Origin of the sequence: Salicibibacter kimchii, from assembly GCF_003336365.1 — a bacterium.
Lineage (GTDB): Bacteria > Bacillota > Bacilli > Bacillales > Marinococcaceae > Salicibibacter > Salicibibacter kimchii.
Genome location: NZ_CP031092.1, coordinates 1,290,683 through 1,308,524 on the forward strand (window position 1 = coordinate 1,290,683; position 17,842 = coordinate 1,308,524).

Consider the following 17,842-nt stretch of genomic DNA (forward strand, 5'->3'; position numbering starts at 1 on the left):
TTTCAGTCAAAGACATAACGACGTTCGGGCCTGCCAACATCTCCATATTTAAGTTCAGTTTTCGCCTCATTGACCGAAACCAAATATTCGAGATAACGTCTGGCCGTTGACCGGCTCGCACCTATTTTTTCACCTAATTTACTGGCTGTTATTCCCTGGTCTTTCGACATTTCCAATATTCCTTTTATGTTGTTTAATGTAATTTTATCAATGCCCTTTGGTAAGCCATCGTCGTCCGTTTCAGCCTTCCCGGAGTCAGCTGCTCCTATCAAACGGTCGATATCCGCTTGTTCCATCTCCCCGTTACCAGCAAGGATCCTACGGCGCTCGAGATATCTTTTTAGGGTCCATTCAAATCGTTCAAACTCAATCGGTTTTACAATATAATCGAATGCTCCAGCCCGCAACGCTTCTTCAATCGTAGGCACCTCTTTGGCTGCGGTCATCAAAATGACATCCACTTCATGATAATAATTGCGTATTTTCCACAATAATTCCAACCCTTGAACATCTGGGATATAAACATCGAGCAAAATCAGGTCCGGCAACTTTTTGCCTTTGTTCAATAGATTCAATGTCTCCTCTCCGGTTTTTGCCACACCAACGACTTTGAACCCTTCCATTTTATTTATGAATTGGTGATTGATGTCGGCTACCCGAAAATCGTCTTCCACAATCAGAACGTTGTAAGTATCGCTCATTTGATCACCTCCTGACATTTTCATGTATCCTCTTTAGGTATGGTTATCACAAAGCAAGCCCCTCCAAGCTCGCCATCTTCAAGTAAAATCGCGCCTCCGTTATCTGATAGCACATGGCTACTCAAAGCTAAACCGATCCCTCTTTGGGAGCCTTCTTTTGTTGAAAACCCTTGCGTAAAAATTTGCTCACTTAATTCCGGCTGAACACCGGGACCTGAATCGTCGATTTCAAAAATAACCTCATTTCCAATGTCCGTAAAGAAAATACGCACCTGCCGGTTTTTTTGCGGCTGCTTCCTTACCGCCTCCAATGCATTTTCTAACACATTGCCCACCACTGTTAAAAGCGCTTCTCTTTTTTTCCCTGACAATCGATATGTTAATTTGCTGTCCGGGTGTAAGGTCATATGGATGTTAAGCTCATTTGCTTGATTCAATTTGCCTAAAAGTACAGCACTAACCATCGGATCAGGCACTTTTTGAATCAAAAATTGAATCCACTCCTGCTGTGTATGGGTTTCTTTCTGGATTAACTCAACCGCTTCTTGTTTTCGATTCAACTGCAGCAATCCTGAAATCGTATATAACTTGTTTGAAAACTCATGGGTTTGGGCCCGAAGCGCTTCGGCATACTGCTTAATTCGCGTTAACTCCTTTGTTAACTTCTCAATCTCCGTTTTGTTTCGAAAAGTGGATACGGCCCCAACCACTTTATTCTCATAAAAAATCGGGATACGGTTGACGAAAACACTATTGTTCCCGATCAACATTTCTTGGTCATATTGGCTGTCACCATCACTGAGCACTTCCGGCAACCTTGTATACGGGAGCACTTCCTCGATGTGTTTTCCAACATATGACGCTTCCTGCTTTTGATTTGGGAACAACAGACGATGAGCGGTTTGATTCATTAAAGTAATCAGCCCTTTTTGATTCACGGCAATAATTCCTTCATGGGTAGATTGAAGAATGGTTTCTTTTTGCAAAAACAAGTGGGAAATTTCTTCAGGCTCCAAATTAAATAACGTTTTTTTAATATAATGCGCGATCATCACCGCCCCTATAACGCCTACGGAAACAATAAAGAATAAAACGTACCATAATTCCCGGATATAATTGGCAATAATGTCTTGGATGTCATCGACTAAAAAACCAACGGAAACAACACCCACAATTTCCTCTTCTTCAGAGAAAACAGGTACCTTCCCCCGCATTGAAGGGCCTAAAGAACCGACCGCCTTTGAAACATAGGCTTCCCCATCAATTAAAGCACGATCATTATCATCACCTACCATTCGTTCCCCTATCCGGTCCGGCAAGGGATGAGCATAACGAATCTCGTCCGTATTACCAACCACAATGAACTCAGCCCCTGTTTCTTCTCTAATCGGATCTACAATGGGTTGAATGATGGAAGCAGGATCGTCCTCATCAAATGCTTCACGCAATTCCGGTATACGCGCGACACTTTGCGCCACGTTCAAAACTCTTTCTCCCATTTGTTCTTCTAATGAGTCCGAAAAAAAATAATGCACAAAAAATCCTACAATGATAAACATACCAATAATCAATGCAACGATCAGCAGTATCATTTTTATTTTTAAATTAATTTTGACATTTGGTTTATTGAGATGCCTTTGTAGATTTTTGCTTTGAAACCTGTTCATAACGTACGCGCCCCCCCCACCTTACTAGAATTATACATGAGACTGATAGATTGAATAAAGCCTTAGATCTATTTGGAGACAGAAAAAACGTCTGCTCCAATTTCAGAGCAAACGTTTTTTTAATACTACTGTTTTGCAGTGCTTTTATTAACGTAATCAGCAGCTGAGCAACCTGCCAGTCTTCCAAATACCGCTCCCGACATCAAACCTGAGCCTCCAGGGTAATTATCGAAAAAAAGTCCGCCAACCATTTCTCCGGCTGCGAATAATCCCGCTATGGGGTTTTCATTCTTATCAAGGACAGCGCCCATATTGTTCACATGGATCCCGCCAAAAGTAAATGTAATGCCACAGGTTACCGGATAAGCATAGAAAGGCGGGTGATCAAATTTCAGCGCCCAATTTGATTTTGGAGGTGTTATCCCGGTCGTCCCTTTCCCGTCCTTAATGCTTGGGTTATAAGTTCCCTCTTGAACGACATCGTTATATTTCATAACCGTTTTTTCTAATGCTTTAGGGTCAACATCCATTTTCTTAGCCAATTCTGTAATGGTATCCGCTTTTACATACGTAGCTTCTTCAAGATTATACTCTTCTCGTAACATTGGCCGGACCTGTGAATCGAATAATTGGAACGCTTTTTGTTCCGGCTGTTTCAATGTTTCCTTTCCGTATTTTGCATACGTATAGTTTCTAAAATCTGCGCCTTCATCGACAAAACGTTCGGCCTTTATGTTAACAATTAGACCTAATGGATACGATGATTTCTTGTAGATATCGCCTGGCTTCGAATAATCCCCTACCCGGGGTGAACCATAATCAGTTGTGTGAGCATGACATCCACTCCAGTCTCCGTAGGGGACTGCCCCAACCGCCAGGGCCATATCCAGTCCGTCTCCGGTATTGTATTCACTACCTCTAACAACCGCGTTTTCCCACTCACTCCCCATGTGTTTCTTTCGTTTTTCCTTACTTGCTTCAAACCCGCCGCACGCCAAGACGACCGCCTTGGTCGGTATTCTTTTTTCATGCCCGTCTTGTTGAACGATAACTGCTTTGACTCGATCTTCCTGTGTGTCAATTTTTATGGCCCTTGTGGAATAAAGAACTTCAATCCCCAACACTTCCATGCGTTGATTTAATGTCTCAATGAGACCGATTCCTTTTTGTTTTGTCTTAACGGGTAATCCGCCCCAAAAAATATATTTCCCATCTTTTTCAAAGCGTTGATTTTCATTCAGTTGAAATTCTACCCCCTGGTCCCGCATCCATGATATCGTTTCCAATGATTTAGATACGAGCTGCTTAGCCAATGCCGGCTCACTTTTTCCTTGAGTGAGTCGCATAATATCATCATAATAATCTTCGCTTCGATATTCGGGCATTTCTATATCCTTTATGTCATCTTTGGTGATCCCGGAAAGGATGGATGCAAGTGTATTCATATCTTCATAAGCAAAACGAATTGCCCCATCTGTAAAAAATGAATTCCCTCCACGTTTTTCTTTTGGACCCTTTTCTAGTACCAGTACATTTAATCCTTCTTCTTTAGCGGCGATTGCTGAGCTAAGTGCAGCATTTCCAGCCCCCACAACGACTAAATCATAGTCTTCATGTCGAACACTCATTATATAAGCCTCCCTAAAAAAATAAACCTCATACTTTTTAAGTGTAGAGAGGTTTTGTTAATAAATATAATACCTTTTTTTAGGTCATTTAATAAATATAATTTATACAGGCACTTACTCGACTGGTGACCGCTTATTGTAAAAATGCTACTGTCATTCGCTCCATGTCTTTACATATTCGATGAAGTGGCGAACTACAGCCAACTCTGATGCAGGCTGCTTAAACATTAGCCATGTCTTTCGCTTAACAGGTGTACCGTCTTTAAAATGGAGTCCGACTGCATTAAGATTATCAGAAGCTTGCAAACAGATCCCAGGTACGACCGCAAATCCAAAATCATTCTTTACCATCTCTTTACATGTTTCCAAGCGGTCAACTTCCATCTTAACATTTGGCGGTTCTGAAAATTGATCATGCCACCAATTGGTAATCGAACCTTCCAACGAAACATCTGTATGATAGTTGATTAAACTATACTCAGGCAATTTATTTAAATCAATTTTCTTTTTGGAAATCAAATAAAGTTGTTCCTCACTCAACAAATGTTTATTACCCCGCCATGAATCGTTATTCCTTACTATTCCAACATGAACACTTGATGAATGTAATTGTTCCATCACTTGTGTACTTAGACCGGTATGGACATTAAAATTTACATTCGGGTACTCGAGCGAAAAATTGTTCAAAAGCTTCGGCAATACATATTGAGCAAAATTACCAGATGCCCCGATTCTTAAGGTTCCGGTTACTTCATCGTCCATATTTTTCATAATATCTTTCGTAGTTTGTAACTTCGTTAGCATTTCTCTTGCATATTGAACGAGATATTCTCCTTCAGACGTAAACGCTAAGCCCCTTTTGGTTTTAAAAAAAAGATGAACACCAAACTCTTCTTCTAATTTTTTTAATCGATAGCTTAAAGAAGGTTGAGAAACATAAAGTTTACTTGCCGTTCGGGTAATATTTTTTTCTTCGTTCAATATGGTGATCATGAACCAATCCTTTTGATCCAACTATCCTTCCTCCTCCAAATCAGCTACTTTTCGTTCAATTATTATTTTTCCATTCATTTGTGAGTTCAACCGGAAAGCTAAAACAACAAGCTGACCCCTTATGGGATCAGCCCTGCACCGCTTGAATATCTTCGGCAATCGGTTCTGTATCCGTATCCATTCCGTCATACTGGCGAATGACCTGTCCATGCGGATCCACCAAATAAAACTGCGTGGAATGAATGATATCGTTGCCTTCCGGATCTTTTTCGACGACGCTTGCGAATGTATTTTGCGCGATTGCTTCAATGTCTTCTTGTTCATACCCGGTGAGAAAATGCCAGCCGGCAAAATCGGCGTTGTAGTTTTCTCCATACGATCGTAATGTCTCGGGATCGTCAAAGTCCGGATCAACGGTAAATGACACAAGGGTTGTATCCAGATTTTCATCTTCAAGATCCGCCTGTAAACTTGACATGTTCGGCGTCATTACATTGCAGACCGTCGGGCAGCGGCTAAATACCATACTGGCAACCCAGTAGTCGCCTTCTAAATCTTCATTGGTTACCGTTTCTTCATCCTGATTCGTAAATGAAAAGTCACTCACGTACAACGCTGATTCTGATAAATCGGTGCCATTCTCCGCTCCCGTCTCGTATAGCCAAGCACAGCCGCTGCAAAACAATAGCAATGCGCCAAAAGCAACTGTTGTTTTTTTTATCATCTGTGGTTCTTCCCCCTAACGGTCCCCCATTTTCACATGTTCCGGAATGTCACTGATCGAGGGCTCTCCGCTGTCTTGATGGCTATCTTTTTGTAGCCATTGTTTAAACGCCACGCCGATCGCACTCCCATATAAGATTTCTTGGGCGACTTTCATCATGATTCCGGCAAGCTGTTGGTCACTATACGCATCTAAGTTTCCTAAGAAGCCGATGCCACCAAACATCGATGAGGAGACACCTGCATTCGCCGGCAAGCAATATGCCATGACGCTTGCCCAATACTGCATATCCGTGTACGTATCATAAAGCGGATAACCTGAGAAAATAATCAGGGCACACGCGGGGGTGATCAATAGACCGCTTCCGAAAATATACAAGATTCGTCGTAAGTCGTGAAGATATTGTTCTTTAGGTAACGGCGCGATGATATGCCACCACATCATCCACGCGGCGATGAACAACAAGATTTCATACAAACTGTGAACGCCCGGGCGTAACATTAAAAAGTCAAAAACACCGGGAATATGATAAAACGAAAAGAGGGCGTTAAACGTAACTAGCCCGACAATCGGGTGAAACATCGCGTTTCTAGCCCTTCGTGCATAATTGCCAAATCCTTCGAAGGCCGCGCTCAAAAACCAATTTGGCAATGCGATGATCAACAGCGGCACAGAAAAGAAATAGGCGGAAACCATTTGGAACATATGAATCGTAATCGTCATATGGCCCGTACTATATAAAGGGCTCCCCCACCCCAAGTAAAGAAATAGGAGTGCTAATCCAAACAAAAAATCATGTTTTAAACGCGGCTTGCTCCCACCTTCAAAGCGAACGTACCACTTACGTGTCAAAAGAATGTAGAGGGTAGCCACAACTGCTAAAACAATGATGAGTTCAGGTGTCCATAACGCTCGAAATGTTAATTGTTCGAACAATTCACCCATCCGAAGACCTCCTAAGTAACGTTCCGATTATATATTATCACAGAAAAGGGGATTGATGTCTGAACAAGATGTTACAGATTTCGAGATGCCTCGCAATTCCCATCCTATCATAAGCTATTGTTTCCATATACAAGCCCTGCATACAAAGTTATAATGAGGACGACTGCCAAAATTGCTATGTCTGTTCTCAGGAGGTCTTTTTCATATGAAAGTATACGAGTTAACAAAAGAACATACCGACGAGCATATTCATAAAACTGCGGATCTCCTTATGGGACAAATGGAATCCATCGGCGGGCCAAACGCTTATGAAAATATGGTTACCGTTATCCGCGCGTCCATGGATGAGGGCTCTCACGCGTATACGTTTGTTGCCGAAGAGGGCGACAGGATTCTCGGAGCTGCATTTCTTAATGTACAAAAAAGCTTAGTGAAAGGCGGCAATTTTATCTGGTTGAATGATCTGTATGTACATGTTGAGCACCGCAATCAGGGGATCGCGAAAAAATTGCTTTTATATGTCGTTCATTGGGCCGAACATCATGATATGAAAGGCATTGAATTGGAAACAGGGGTAAACAACCAGGCCACAAAAGCATTGTACAATTCCCTCGGTTTTTACGACGTCGTGTCGAAAAGATATGGGTTTCAATTTTGACGTCTATCCTGCCTGTCATCCAACAAAACGATAAAAAAAGGCTTCCCATGAATGTGGAAAGCCTTTTTTTGCAGGTAAGAAAGTACAACGTATAAACTTTTTCCTGCATAAGTGCAACTAAGGCTCTCGCCATTAAGGCTTGGCGATAAACCAAGGTTTCTAATATTTGCTGCCTAACAAAAAGAATCTCTAGGTTTCGGCACCGATAATCCGAATAACGGCCGTAGAAAAAGAGCCAAAAATGTTCCCGCGAGTGCCATGATGCCCCAAATATAGCCATGGGCACTAAACGAAGCAATGCCGCTGAAGTAAGCGCCAATATTGCAACCAAACGCGAGACGCGCGCCATAGCCCATCAACAACCCGCCAATCACGGAAGCTACGGCGTTTTTCAGCCTGATTTGCGTAAACTTAAAAAGCCCTCCGGCGGCCGAAGCAATAAAAGCACCAAGGATAACGCCAAAATTAAGCACCGTCGTGGTGTCTGCGAAGATGGAAGCGTTGAGCACCGCTTCGTCGCCTTGCCAAAAACCCCAGCTCGCGACATCAAATCCAATGGCGTCTGCGACTTTAGATCCCCAAAGGGTTAACGCGTACGTGACACCCCACGGGCTCTCCCTCGTCATTAACGTCACCGCGTTAAGGACCGCCAGGGCAATCGCGGCGGCAAACAGCGGCCAAGACCCACGGAAGATTCTTTTCCACCCAATGGCAGAAGGTTTCGGTGCTTCTTTTGGCGGATTTTTTCTCTTTTCAATGACTTTCGTTAGCCAGGCAATCCCGCCAAAGATAGCCAAGGAAACAAGGAGCGCACCGCCATACCCAAGCCCCGTAGATGTGGCCAACGAAAACGGTTCAGCGGCCGGCATATCATCCATCCAGAAATCAAAATGAGCGGCACCAATTGTGGAACCGATGATGAAAAAAATTAATGTGATAAACATGACCGAGCGTCCACCGCCAACAGCATAAAGCGTTCCCGACGCACAACCGCCTCCAAGTTGCATGCCGATACCGAATATAAATGCACCGACGATCAAACTTACACCGACCGGGGAAATGTTCCCTGTCGCTTCGCCGCCAAAAAACGAATAACCGGTGGCAAGGATGGGCGCAAACAATAGACAGGCCACTGCAAGCATCAACATATGTGCGCGTAACGATTGGCCGTTACCAACCGAGGCCAAACGTCTAAACGCGGACGTAAAGCCAAAACGAGCGTGGAAAAGTGTATATCCCAATCCTACTCCAATGATTAAGAGTAAAGGCTGAACGATGTTCTGGGTAACCAAAAGAAAAATGGCTAATGCCAACGTCACAACAAGTGCGCCTATCACCAATTTATTTTGCGGCGGATGAAGCGCCGGCGATGGTTCTTTTTTAACGACCGAATGTTGTTCATTGATCGGCTGAGCATAAGTCGACATTTATTAAACCTCTTTTTCTTATTAATTTAATCAGGATTTATCATATGAGGTTTTTGCATAAATGTCAACCGGTGAATCTCTCCAACTAAATCAAAAATTTTGATGAGAGCTTCCCTATTCACGGACGGGACGATGGCTTTGTTTTATACTGCTCGTACAGGACCTTGCCCTACAGTCGAAACCAACATTATTTATACAGTTGGACACAAATCCAAGAGATCCAGTCCAACTTTTTCAATATTGATGGCAGCATTATGGTCGCGGTCTAAAACTGTCCCGCATGACTTGCATACATGCGTGCGAACGGACAAAGCCTTTTTCACACGCTTCCCACAGCTGGAACAGTCTTGACTGGTATAATGAGGTTTAATTCTTACGAGGGTTCCACCATTGTTTTTACACTTGGCAGGTAATAAAGTACAAATCAACTTTACTACCTGCATAAGTGCAACTAAGGCTTTTCGCCATAAAAGCTTAGCGAAAAGCCAAGTTTTCTAATATTCGAGCTTACGACTAAAAGCACCCCAACCAGCGTCATGAATCGACGTTGCCAAATGGCGGTTTTTCACCATACTTTGGATCTTCAAGTGCTTTTTATCTTTCGTTTTTCCACCCGAAATTGTTAAATGTCATTGAATGATCATCGTTATGTTTTCTTGATGTTTGGATAATGTGCAAGCCCTTCGAAAAAGTTCTTATAAGCTTCTTCCAGACGGAAAAATACCTCCTGAAAAGGTTGCGACGGCATTGTTTTAAGAAGCTGCTGCACTCGTTGGTTTGCTCAGCTCGATCTTCCCCCCGCCTCTCCCATGTCGTCCTGCAAATGTCCCTTCACATATCAACCGCAAACGAGCCGGATGGTTTTGTCGGTGCATCTTCGTCATTAATGCGATCCACTGTTATGTGAACCTCTCCCTCGTAGCTGCCTCCATCTGTTACGTACATCGAAGGGATCTCTTCATTGAACGTCGATGCTTCTCCCGGATCGAGCGTTAGCGTTCCAAGGACTTGATTATACATCATTTCTTGAGATGAACGGTACACGGTCTGTTCCGGCTTGCCCTTTTCAAACAGCCGCACTTCGATCCGTTGACTCGTATTAAACTGAAGTTCAACCGGATCATCTCCGCCATTACCAACGGTTGCCTCCACTATGATTCTCCCGTTTTTTCCGTGAGCATCCGCCTGTACATAGAGGCCATCTTCGGTCATTTCGCCCTCTCCTCCTTCTGAGTGTTCTCCCTGACTACAAGCAGCAATCACAGTAAACACGATAAGCACGAATGCAAACTTCAACGTTTCCCCCTCCGTTTAATCATCTTTTCTAAACGAACCTACGATATCTGAGGTTGGCACAATATTTGTGAACGCATTGGGGTCCGTTGCTTCCGTCACTTGCCGCAAAACATAAAGTTCATAACGCGTGATTGTGATCATCAATACTTCTTTTTCAGACTCATCATATCCGCCTTTGGCAGGCATGCGTGTAATCCCTCGCGTGACATGGTCGTGAATTGCTTCTCTCAATTCATCCGCTTTTTTCGTGACAATGAAGGCGGTACATTTGACGTGTCGCGTATGTACCATGTCGATGATTCTTGACGTCGCATAGATGGAAACGAGCGTAAACAATGCCTGTTCCCAATCGTAGGCAAAACCCGCGGCAAAAACGATCAAAGCATTTAGACTAAAAAAATACACACCGAGCGGGCGGTCGCTCATCCTGGCCAGCACGAGTGCGATAATGTCTAAACCTCCTGCCGAAGCCCCGTATCTTAACGGCAAGGACACACCGACAGCCGTGATAATGCCTCCGAAAACAGCATTGAGCATAATATCACCGGCTAACTCCTGAAAAGGGACGACTTCCAAGAAAAACGTCGTTAACGCCACATGCAAAAAACTATAAAACGTAAACAAACGACCGACTTTTTTCCACCCGAGAATCGCGACGGGTATATTCAGCACGAAAAGCATGACCCCTGTCGAAAGAGGAAGAAAAGCGGAAAGAAACTGGGAAACCCCGGTTAATCCGCTCGCGAATATATTAGCCGTTTCCAGAAAAAAATTAAGCCCAATGGCTACGGCAAAGGCACCAAAGATAATAATTCCTATTTTCTGTAATTCCATCCATAATGTTGTCTGTCTAGTTATCACGCTCAGACACCTCTTGCAAGGTTATTAGGATCCATAGCAAATAAGCAAGGGAACAACCCTTGCTTACGGTTCTGCTTCCATATCCTAATGATGGCGTTGCTCTATATTGTTGTCAAGCGACATCCCAGTATCGCCATTTTCTCCGTACGCTTGATTATAATAATTTACCGCGTACGTAGAGCCCTCCGCAACCATATTGTTATCACCCATATCCACGGGATCTGGATGGCCGATGCGCTGTTGCAACGGAATATCGTTGCCTTCCCGGCCGGTCAACTTCGCCACCTGTTTCTTTGTCGCTCCGATTAGTTTTGCCCGTTGGTCGGCATTCTTTATTAAATAACCCGTACCCGCGGCTGCAGCTGCTGCTACACCCAAAACTACCTTTCCTTTCGCCATTACTGTAAGCCCCCTTCTCTTTACTTGTATAACTACCTTTTCCCTGCAAGAAAAGAATTAAACGTTAAGATCCATATGAGATTGCCAAGAAGGCAATAACGCGGGGCATTTTGATGAAAGGTTTCGCGCAGCCATCACGACCGATTCATGACGACTTTCTCAGGCTTTGCATGACTTTCGGTATAAACATCGAGGAAAATTCTTTCTAGTAGCCGACTATTAGCTCTCCGACATCTCTTTCCATAAAAATAAGCCGCACGCTTCCAGGAAAAGCGTACGGCCGGGATTTACTTTTACTTATACAAATCAGAAGTATCGTTCACTCGTTTTTCTTTTCCGCTTTTGGTTTCGCCTTCCCAGGATAGCATGCCGCCTTCAAAATTAATCGCGCGTTCCAATCCTTGTTCATTGACATATCGTGCTACTTTTTGGCTGCGTCCGCCACTGCGGCAAATGAACACATGGGTTTTGTCTTTGTCCATTTGTTCAATATGCTCGGGAATTTCTCCCATCGGCAACAGAGGAACACCGGGAATATGCCCCTCTTCGTATTCATCAGGTTCGCGAACATCAACGAAGGCAATGGATTCATCCTCTAACTTTTTCTCGATTTCTTCTCTGTCCCACTGTGGAATGCCGTCTTTTTCGCTTCTCATCTCGTAAACATCTCCTTTTTTTTAATCATAGTTCTCTTTATACCGCAACCGAATAAGACGGTACGTGTGCATCACGATCACTTTCCCGACCGCATATGCCGGTACTGCCAAAAGCAAACCGATGAAACCGGCGATATTGCTGGCCACGAGCAATACGAAAATGACTGTTACCGGGTGTAATTTCAAGTTGTGCCCATGGACTTGCGGGGAGATAAAGACACTTTCAAATTGCTGGATAATGACCACAGCCCCCACAACGAGCAATGCTGTGAACCATCCATCAAAAAGAGCAACGACCAGCCCAGGAGCCGTACCAATCCACGGACCGATAAAAGGGATGAGGTTCGTCACCATCGCGACAAGTGCCAAAATCAGGGAGTAATCCACTCCGATGATTAAATAAGCAATGTATACAAGCACCCCTACACAGAAACTAACAATAATTTGGCCTTGAATAAAAGATGCCAGGGCAGTATCCATATCGCTAAGGATACGCTCGCCTTCCTTCTCCTGTTTTTTTGGCAATAGGCGCAACAATTGTTGCGGTGCTTTTTCGCCTTCTTTTAACATATAGAAAAGGACAAACGGTACAATGATAATCACGATGACCGCAGTCGTCAGCGTGCCCACCACATTCATGACGTTATCGCTAATGTTCCCTAAAGAATCGGTGATGTAACTGCCAATCGTCGCACCGATCTCTTCCAGATCAATCGATTCATCTTCCATAATGTTCTGCACGAGTTCCGTCTGCATGATCGTGTTGAACCAGCCTTGCATTTCCTGAATAAATTGAGGGAACTGATCGATCAAACTGTTAAACTGGTTTTGAATCTCCGGACCAATCATGAAAGCAAAAAGCGTAAGGAGACCAATAAACGTTAAATATAGAAGTAAAATCGCGACCCCTTTAGGCATCCAGCGATGCAAGAAATTCACAATCGGACGAAATAAATAGAATAACACCCCGGCCAGCGCAATCGGTGCAAACACCGTTTGCAGGAAAATAATAACCGGCCGAAAAACAAAATCTACGAGCGTACCTAAGTAAATAATTAATAAAGTCAACGCGATGGCGTAACCGATTTTAAAGTATTTTCCCTGGGGCATGACATCACCACTTCTCCCGAAGATTTGAACGTTTCGGTTTATGTTGGGGAGGGAATGGTGTTTTGTCTTATTCTAATTTCCCCCATAAACAGTATCTATTATACATTATACGCAAGTACGTAGGAGCGCACAACATCATCGCAGGAATAAGTGAAACTTCCATAGGAGGAGTTTTCATCTTTCGAGTTCCTATCTCTGACTTCCGGAATCACAAGCACTTACTATCGAGATAAACGTGAACGATAAACATACACTTATTTTAACCCACGGCTTTTAAAGCTGCTTCCACCGTGGATTGGGAAATTTGGGGTGTTGCAATCTTTGACTTTTGTGTTACATTTTGATTAAATTAAGAAGAAATAGCAGAGAAGAAGGGGGAAGTGACGTTGAAAAAGAACAAACTGTTCATGTCGATCTTTTTGGTGCCGGCTTTGGCGCTAGCCGCTTGCAACGGGGAGGGAGAGGCCCCGGAAGTAGAAGATGAAAACCTTCCCGATGCCGGAGACGAAGCAGAGGATGGCGACGTTGACGATGGCGATGAAGAAAGCGGTGACGGAAGTGCGCTTCAGATGGGCACCGGCTCAACCGGGGGCACTTACTATGCACTTGGTCAAGAAATGGCGAACGTCATGAATGAGCATGTTGACGTTGATGATTTTCAAGTTAACGCTGTTGCAACCGACGCATCCGTTGAAAATATCGCGAGAGTTTCCGATCAAGACCTCGAGCTGGGATTAACCGTTCACATCCCTGCCATTGACGCCCTCGAAGGCGAAGGGGATTTTCAAGGTCAAGTCATGGATAACTTCGGTTTTATGGGCTACGTTTATCCGGAGACGAATCAAATTGCCATCCTCGCCGATGAAGGCATTGAATCCGTCGAAGACCTGGAAGGCATGCGCGTGAATATCGGTCCGCCCGGTTCTGCATCCCATGCTGCTTCAACATTAATCCTTGAAGCCCACGACATTGGCGAGGATGATTTTGAAGCATATGAAGAAGGGTTCGGCGATGGCGCGAGTATGTTACAAGACGGTAACGTAGACGCAACGTTTGGCTTGCTTGGCTTGCCTGCCACCAACATTGAAGAATTGGCAACCCAGCAGGACATCGATTTATTGGGAATTGAAGATGAGGCGCTAGAAGACATTGAAGCAAACAGTGAGTACGAGCATATTACCATTGAATCGGATGCCTATGACTTCCTCGAAGAAGATGTTGAAGGCATCGCCGCCTATGCCGTTCTCATCGGTTCAACCGAAGATGTTGATGAGGACTTGGGCTATGAGATTGTCGCGGGCATGTATGAAAATGCCGAAGATGTTTCCCACGCTCAAGGGGAGCATATGACGATGGAAAATATTATGCTCGGATCCGAAGATTTGCCACTTCATCCCGGAGCTGAACGTTATTTTGAAGAAAATGACCTATTAGATCAATAATGAAGATTATGTTAATGTAGACGGGCCGGGCAATCGATGCCCAGCCCGATTTTTTTGCAGGTAAGAAAGTATAAAACTTTTTCCTGCATAAGTGCAACGAAGGCTTTCGCCATTAAGGCTTGGCGATAAGCCCAGTTTTCTAACGAACAAGCCTCTCGCGAGCCTTATAAAAGCTGCGTTGCTTATATCTTTTCAGGATAGGTGGTGTTCCCGTTGGCAGATCACACCCAAAACGACGATGTTGAAATCGATGAACAAGAAAAAAGAGAGATTATAGAGAAGTACGATAAAGAATCCAACAATCGTTACGACCTGGGAAAATGGGTTTGGATTGTAGCAATCCTTGGTATCTCGTTGACGTCCTTTCATCTTTATACAGGGTTTTCGGGTTCCTACGGTGCATTAATCCAAGGTGCCATTCACCTCGGCAGCGCCCTTTCACTTATCTATATTTTATACCCGATAAACCGAAAAGCCAAACGCAAGCCGGGTGTTCCTTGGTATGATGCGTTGCTGTCCATCATTTCACTTTTTTCTTATCTCTATGTTGTCTGGCATTATGATCGCCTTGTCAGTGATGTTTTGATCTTCGGTTTTGAACCGCTCGATCTGGTCGTTTCTTTAGTCGCGATCGTTCTGTTATTGGAAGCAACGAGGCGTGCGGTGGGCATGCCTATCGTAATTATCGCGATTTTGGCGCTGTTATACGGCGTATACGGCCATGCGTCCTGGCTCGGTGTTTTTTCTCATGCCGGCTTTTCCTGGACCGGGATGTCCACGCAATTATTATATTCGACCGAAGCCATTTTTGGGACCCCTATCCAAGTGTCATCCACGTTTATCTTTTTGTTCCTCTTTTTTGGGGTTCTACTCGTGCGGACGAATATCGGCCAGTTTTTTAACGATATCGCCTTTCGTTTGACAGGACGCTATACAGGGGGGACAGCGAAAGCAGCGGTGGCGGCCAGTGGGTTACAAGGAATGGTCACTGGGAGTTCAGTGGCGAATACGGTAGGCTCGGGGTCGTTTACGATTCCGATGATGAAACGTGCCGGTTTTAAGCCGGAATTTGCCGGCGCCGCTGAAGCCACGGCGTCCACCGGCGGTCAGCTCATGCCGCCGATTATGGGGGCGGCCGCATTTATTATGGCTGAATACGTCGGCATTCCCTATAACGAACTGATCGTATACGCGATCATTCCTGCGGCACTCTATTTTCTGGGTGCTTTTCTCGGTATTCATTTTAATGCTAAAAAAGATGGCATCGTCGGCGTTCCAAAATCTGAACTTCCATCTGTCGCATCCTTTGCCAAACGCTTTGATATGATCATCCCGCTAGTAACGATTATTGGCCTCCTCCTCGCGGGCTATACGCCTACATACGCCGCGCTTTGGGGAATAGGTGCTGCTTTTGCCATCAGTTTCTTGCGCAAAGATACACGTCTCGGCCTGCTTGGGATTTTACAAGCAATGGAACAAGGCGCCCGCGTCGCCTTACCGGTCATCGCTGCCTGTGCCAGCGCCGGCATCATTGTCGGCATTGTTGTCTTTACAGGACTCGGTGGCGTTCTTGCTAACGGCATTATTCAAATTGCCGGCGGAAATTTCTTCCTTGTTCTTTTCCTAACAATGATTGCCTGTATCATTTTGGGGATGGGCTTGCCGACAACAGCCAACTATGTGGTGACTGCATCTGTTGCGGCTCCCGCCATTTTAGCATTTGACGTGCCCCCGGTTGCTGCGCATATGTTCGTGTTTTATTTCGGCATTGTTGCTGACATCACGCCTCCGGTTTGTTTGGCAGCATACGCCGGTGCAGGTATCGCCAGAGCCAACCCAATGCGAACGGGAGTGAACGCTTTCAAACTCGCGATCGCTGCGTTTATCATCCCATATGCGTTTGTAGCGAACCCCGTTATGGTTTTACAAGGGGACTGGACATTGATGGAGTTAGCAACACCTTTGCTTACCGCGATTATCGGCATGGCGGCAGTTAGTGCTTCGTTGATGGGTTACTTCTTCGCCAATTCGATGTTTATCGAACGAATCATTATTTTTGCGGCTGGCATTATGGCCATTTATCCGATAGATGTTTGGATTTCCCTCGCCGGGGTCGCGATTCTTGTCATTATTGCTGTCATCCAACATCTTCGTAAGAAAAAGCAAGATCAAGACCCAACTCCGTCCACCACGTAAAATAAGCCGGGGCATCCTCGCTGATGCTCCGGCTTCGTCTATGCGTGAAGGAGGGGCCTCCAATCAATCGCCATGCTTTTTCATGACGACCGAGGGATGTAGTTTGACTCATTCCTGAAAAACATCAAACGCGTCCCATAAATGTTCGAGTTGTTCAAGTCTTTTCTCTACCTTTTCCTGTTCGGAACGGGTAATCGCGGTGATGAGTGCACTCACAATGCTTTGCGGAGCCGAAAACGAATCGATAAAGGAATTAATTTCAGTAACGGCAAGCAGTTTCCGATCTCCGTACGGCGTAAGAGGCGAGAGCATATGATCGGTGATCACCAGCGTTTTCGCTCCTTTTTGTTTTACATATTTTAAAACGTCAACGGTCCGTTTCGTATATCGTGAAAACCCGAAAGCGATCACAAGATCATTTTCTTCGATATCGAGGATGTGCTCGGAGACTCCGTCTGCGGACCGAATCATTTCCGTATTTTGCAAAACAAGATCCAGATAAAATTCCAAAAAAAGCGCTACGCTCGTCGCACTTCGGTAGGCAATAATATAAATCCGATCAGCAGCAACAATATCTTCGACGGCACCCTGAAATTCTTTTTTATCCATTTGTTGCAATGTTTGCTGCAAATTGTTAATGTCATCCGACAACACTTCACTGACGGTATCTTCCGGCTTCTCTCCCTGCTCGGTCGTCCGCGCGAACACTTCCGCCGATGTCCATTTGCGTTGCAACGCTTCCTGCATATGCCGCTGCAGATCTGGATACCCTTCGTAATTTAAAAAAAAGGCAAAGCGCACCACCGTCGCTTCACCCACTTCTACATTTTTTGCAAGCTTGGAAGCTGTCAAAAAAGGGGCCGTTTCCTGATGGCTGATCAAATAATTGGCGATTTTGCGCTGAGATTTGCTCATCTCCTGCCGCTTGGCAATCATCTGTTCATATATATCCTTCTGAGACACGATGCTCACCCTCTTCCCAAGAAGCAGGAGGTATTTCGTGCAAGTCAAAAAGCAGGAAAAGAGCCAAGCGTTTTAGAAAATAGTTGCTTTTCCACGATGGCAAACGCGTACATTTTAGTGGAGACATCCCATTCTCTAGAACGGACAGGCCGGACCATCGTCGAAATTCCATAAGC

16 protein-coding genes and 1 pseudogene are annotated in these 17,842 nt (G+C 44.7%); 3 read left to right on the forward strand and 14 right to left on the reverse strand.

Annotated features, from left to right (window positions below):
* Nucleotides 1-2: 2 nt before the first annotated feature.
* The 6 genes from DT065_RS06510 to ctaG form a co-directional block, all read right to left on the reverse strand.
* Nucleotides 3-701, reverse strand: a complete 699-nt coding sequence (locus tag DT065_RS06510) for a response regulator (protein WP_114371834.1) — start codon at nucleotides 699-701, stop codon at nucleotides 3-5.
* 20 nt (nucleotides 702-721) lie between these two features.
* Complete coding sequence (locus DT065_RS06515) at nucleotides 722-2,368, reverse strand: ATP-binding protein (protein WP_114371836.1); 1,647 nt, start codon at nucleotides 2,366-2,368, stop codon at nucleotides 722-724.
* Nucleotides 2,369-2,493: 125 nt separating this feature from the next.
* The gene (tcuA, locus tag DT065_RS06520) at nucleotides 2,494-3,996 is read right to left on the reverse strand and encodes an FAD-dependent tricarballylate dehydrogenase TcuA (protein WP_114371837.1); all 1,503 of its coding nucleotides are present in this window, start codon (nucleotides 3,994-3,996) and stop codon (nucleotides 2,494-2,496) included.
* A 153-nt stretch (nucleotides 3,997-4,149) separates the two neighbouring features.
* The gene (locus DT065_RS06525; protein WP_114371839.1) at nucleotides 4,150-5,010 is read right to left on the reverse strand and encodes a LysR family transcriptional regulator; all 861 of its coding nucleotides are present in this window, start codon (nucleotides 5,008-5,010) and stop codon (nucleotides 4,150-4,152) included.
* A gap of 106 nt (nucleotides 5,011-5,116) precedes the next feature.
* On the reverse strand, nucleotides 5,117-5,713 hold the full coding sequence (locus DT065_RS06530; RefSeq protein WP_114371841.1) for an SCO family protein: 597 nt from the start codon (nucleotides 5,711-5,713) through the stop codon (nucleotides 5,117-5,119).
* 15 nt (nucleotides 5,714-5,728) lie between these two features.
* Nucleotides 5,729-6,658: a cytochrome c oxidase assembly factor CtaG gene (gene ctaG / locus DT065_RS06535; RefSeq protein WP_114371843.1), complete on the reverse strand. Its 930-nt coding sequence runs from the start codon at nucleotides 6,656-6,658 to the stop codon at nucleotides 5,729-5,731.
* A gap of 205 nt (nucleotides 6,659-6,863) precedes the next feature.
* On the opposite strand from ctaG, the gene DT065_RS06540 reads away from it, so the two are divergent.
* Complete coding sequence (locus DT065_RS06540; RefSeq protein WP_114371845.1) at nucleotides 6,864-7,316, forward strand: GNAT family N-acetyltransferase; 453 nt, start codon at nucleotides 6,864-6,866, stop codon at nucleotides 7,314-7,316.
* A gap of 173 nt (nucleotides 7,317-7,489) precedes the next feature.
* Here DT065_RS06540 and DT065_RS06545 read toward each other — a convergent pair whose 3' ends face one another.
* The 7 genes and pseudogenes from DT065_RS06545 to DT065_RS06575 form a co-directional block, all read right to left on the reverse strand.
* On the reverse strand, nucleotides 7,490-8,743 hold the full coding sequence (locus DT065_RS06545) for a YeeE/YedE family protein (RefSeq protein ID WP_114371847.1): 1,254 nt from the start codon (nucleotides 8,741-8,743) through the stop codon (nucleotides 7,490-7,492).
* Nucleotides 8,744-8,934: 191 nt separating this feature from the next.
* A pseudogene (locus DT065_RS19675) lies at nucleotides 8,935-9,330 on the reverse strand (RNA-guided endonuclease InsQ/TnpB family protein); the annotation flags it as partial.
* A gap of 244 nt (nucleotides 9,331-9,574) precedes the next feature.
* Nucleotides 9,575-10,039, reverse strand: a complete 465-nt coding sequence (locus DT065_RS06555) for a BsuPI-related putative proteinase inhibitor (RefSeq protein ID WP_114371851.1) — start codon at nucleotides 10,037-10,039, stop codon at nucleotides 9,575-9,577.
* Nucleotides 10,040-10,054: 15 nt separating this feature from the next.
* Nucleotides 10,055-10,900 carry a YitT family protein gene (locus tag DT065_RS06560; RefSeq protein WP_227002747.1) on the reverse strand — a complete coding sequence of 282 codons (846 nt, stop codon included), beginning with the start codon at nucleotides 10,898-10,900 and terminating at the stop codon, nucleotides 10,055-10,057.
* A gap of 84 nt (nucleotides 10,901-10,984) precedes the next feature.
* Nucleotides 10,985-11,299, reverse strand: coding sequence for a YbyB family protein (locus tag DT065_RS06565; RefSeq protein WP_114371854.1), 315 nt, complete (start codon nucleotides 11,297-11,299; stop codon nucleotides 10,985-10,987).
* 293 nt (nucleotides 11,300-11,592) lie between these two features.
* Entirely contained in the window at nucleotides 11,593-11,955 is a 363-nt protein-coding gene (locus tag DT065_RS06570) for a rhodanese-like domain-containing protein (protein WP_114371856.1), read from the reverse strand.
* A 21-nt stretch (nucleotides 11,956-11,976) separates the two neighbouring features.
* Nucleotides 11,977-13,065, reverse strand: a complete 1,089-nt coding sequence (locus tag DT065_RS06575) for an AI-2E family transporter (RefSeq protein WP_114371858.1) — start codon at nucleotides 13,063-13,065, stop codon at nucleotides 11,977-11,979.
* A 386-nt stretch (nucleotides 13,066-13,451) separates the two neighbouring features.
* Here DT065_RS06575 and DT065_RS06580 point away from each other — a divergent pair, with 386 nt between their 5' ends.
* Nucleotides 13,452-14,507 (forward strand): TAXI family TRAP transporter solute-binding subunit, encoded by a 1,056-nt coding sequence (locus DT065_RS06580; RefSeq protein WP_227002748.1) that lies wholly within the window; start codon nucleotides 13,452-13,454, stop codon nucleotides 14,505-14,507.
* Between the two features lie 204 nt (nucleotides 14,508-14,711).
* Nucleotides 14,712-16,703 (forward strand): TRAP transporter permease, encoded by a 1,992-nt coding sequence (locus DT065_RS06585; RefSeq protein ID WP_418314651.1) that lies wholly within the window; start codon nucleotides 14,712-14,714, stop codon nucleotides 16,701-16,703.
* A 108-nt stretch (nucleotides 16,704-16,811) separates the two neighbouring features.
* Here the strand turns inward: DT065_RS06585 and DT065_RS06590 are convergent, their stop codons facing one another.
* Complete coding sequence (locus DT065_RS06590) at nucleotides 16,812-17,666, reverse strand: MurR/RpiR family transcriptional regulator (RefSeq protein WP_114371862.1); 855 nt, start codon at nucleotides 17,664-17,666, stop codon at nucleotides 16,812-16,814.
* Nucleotides 17,667-17,842 lie beyond the last annotated feature (176 nt).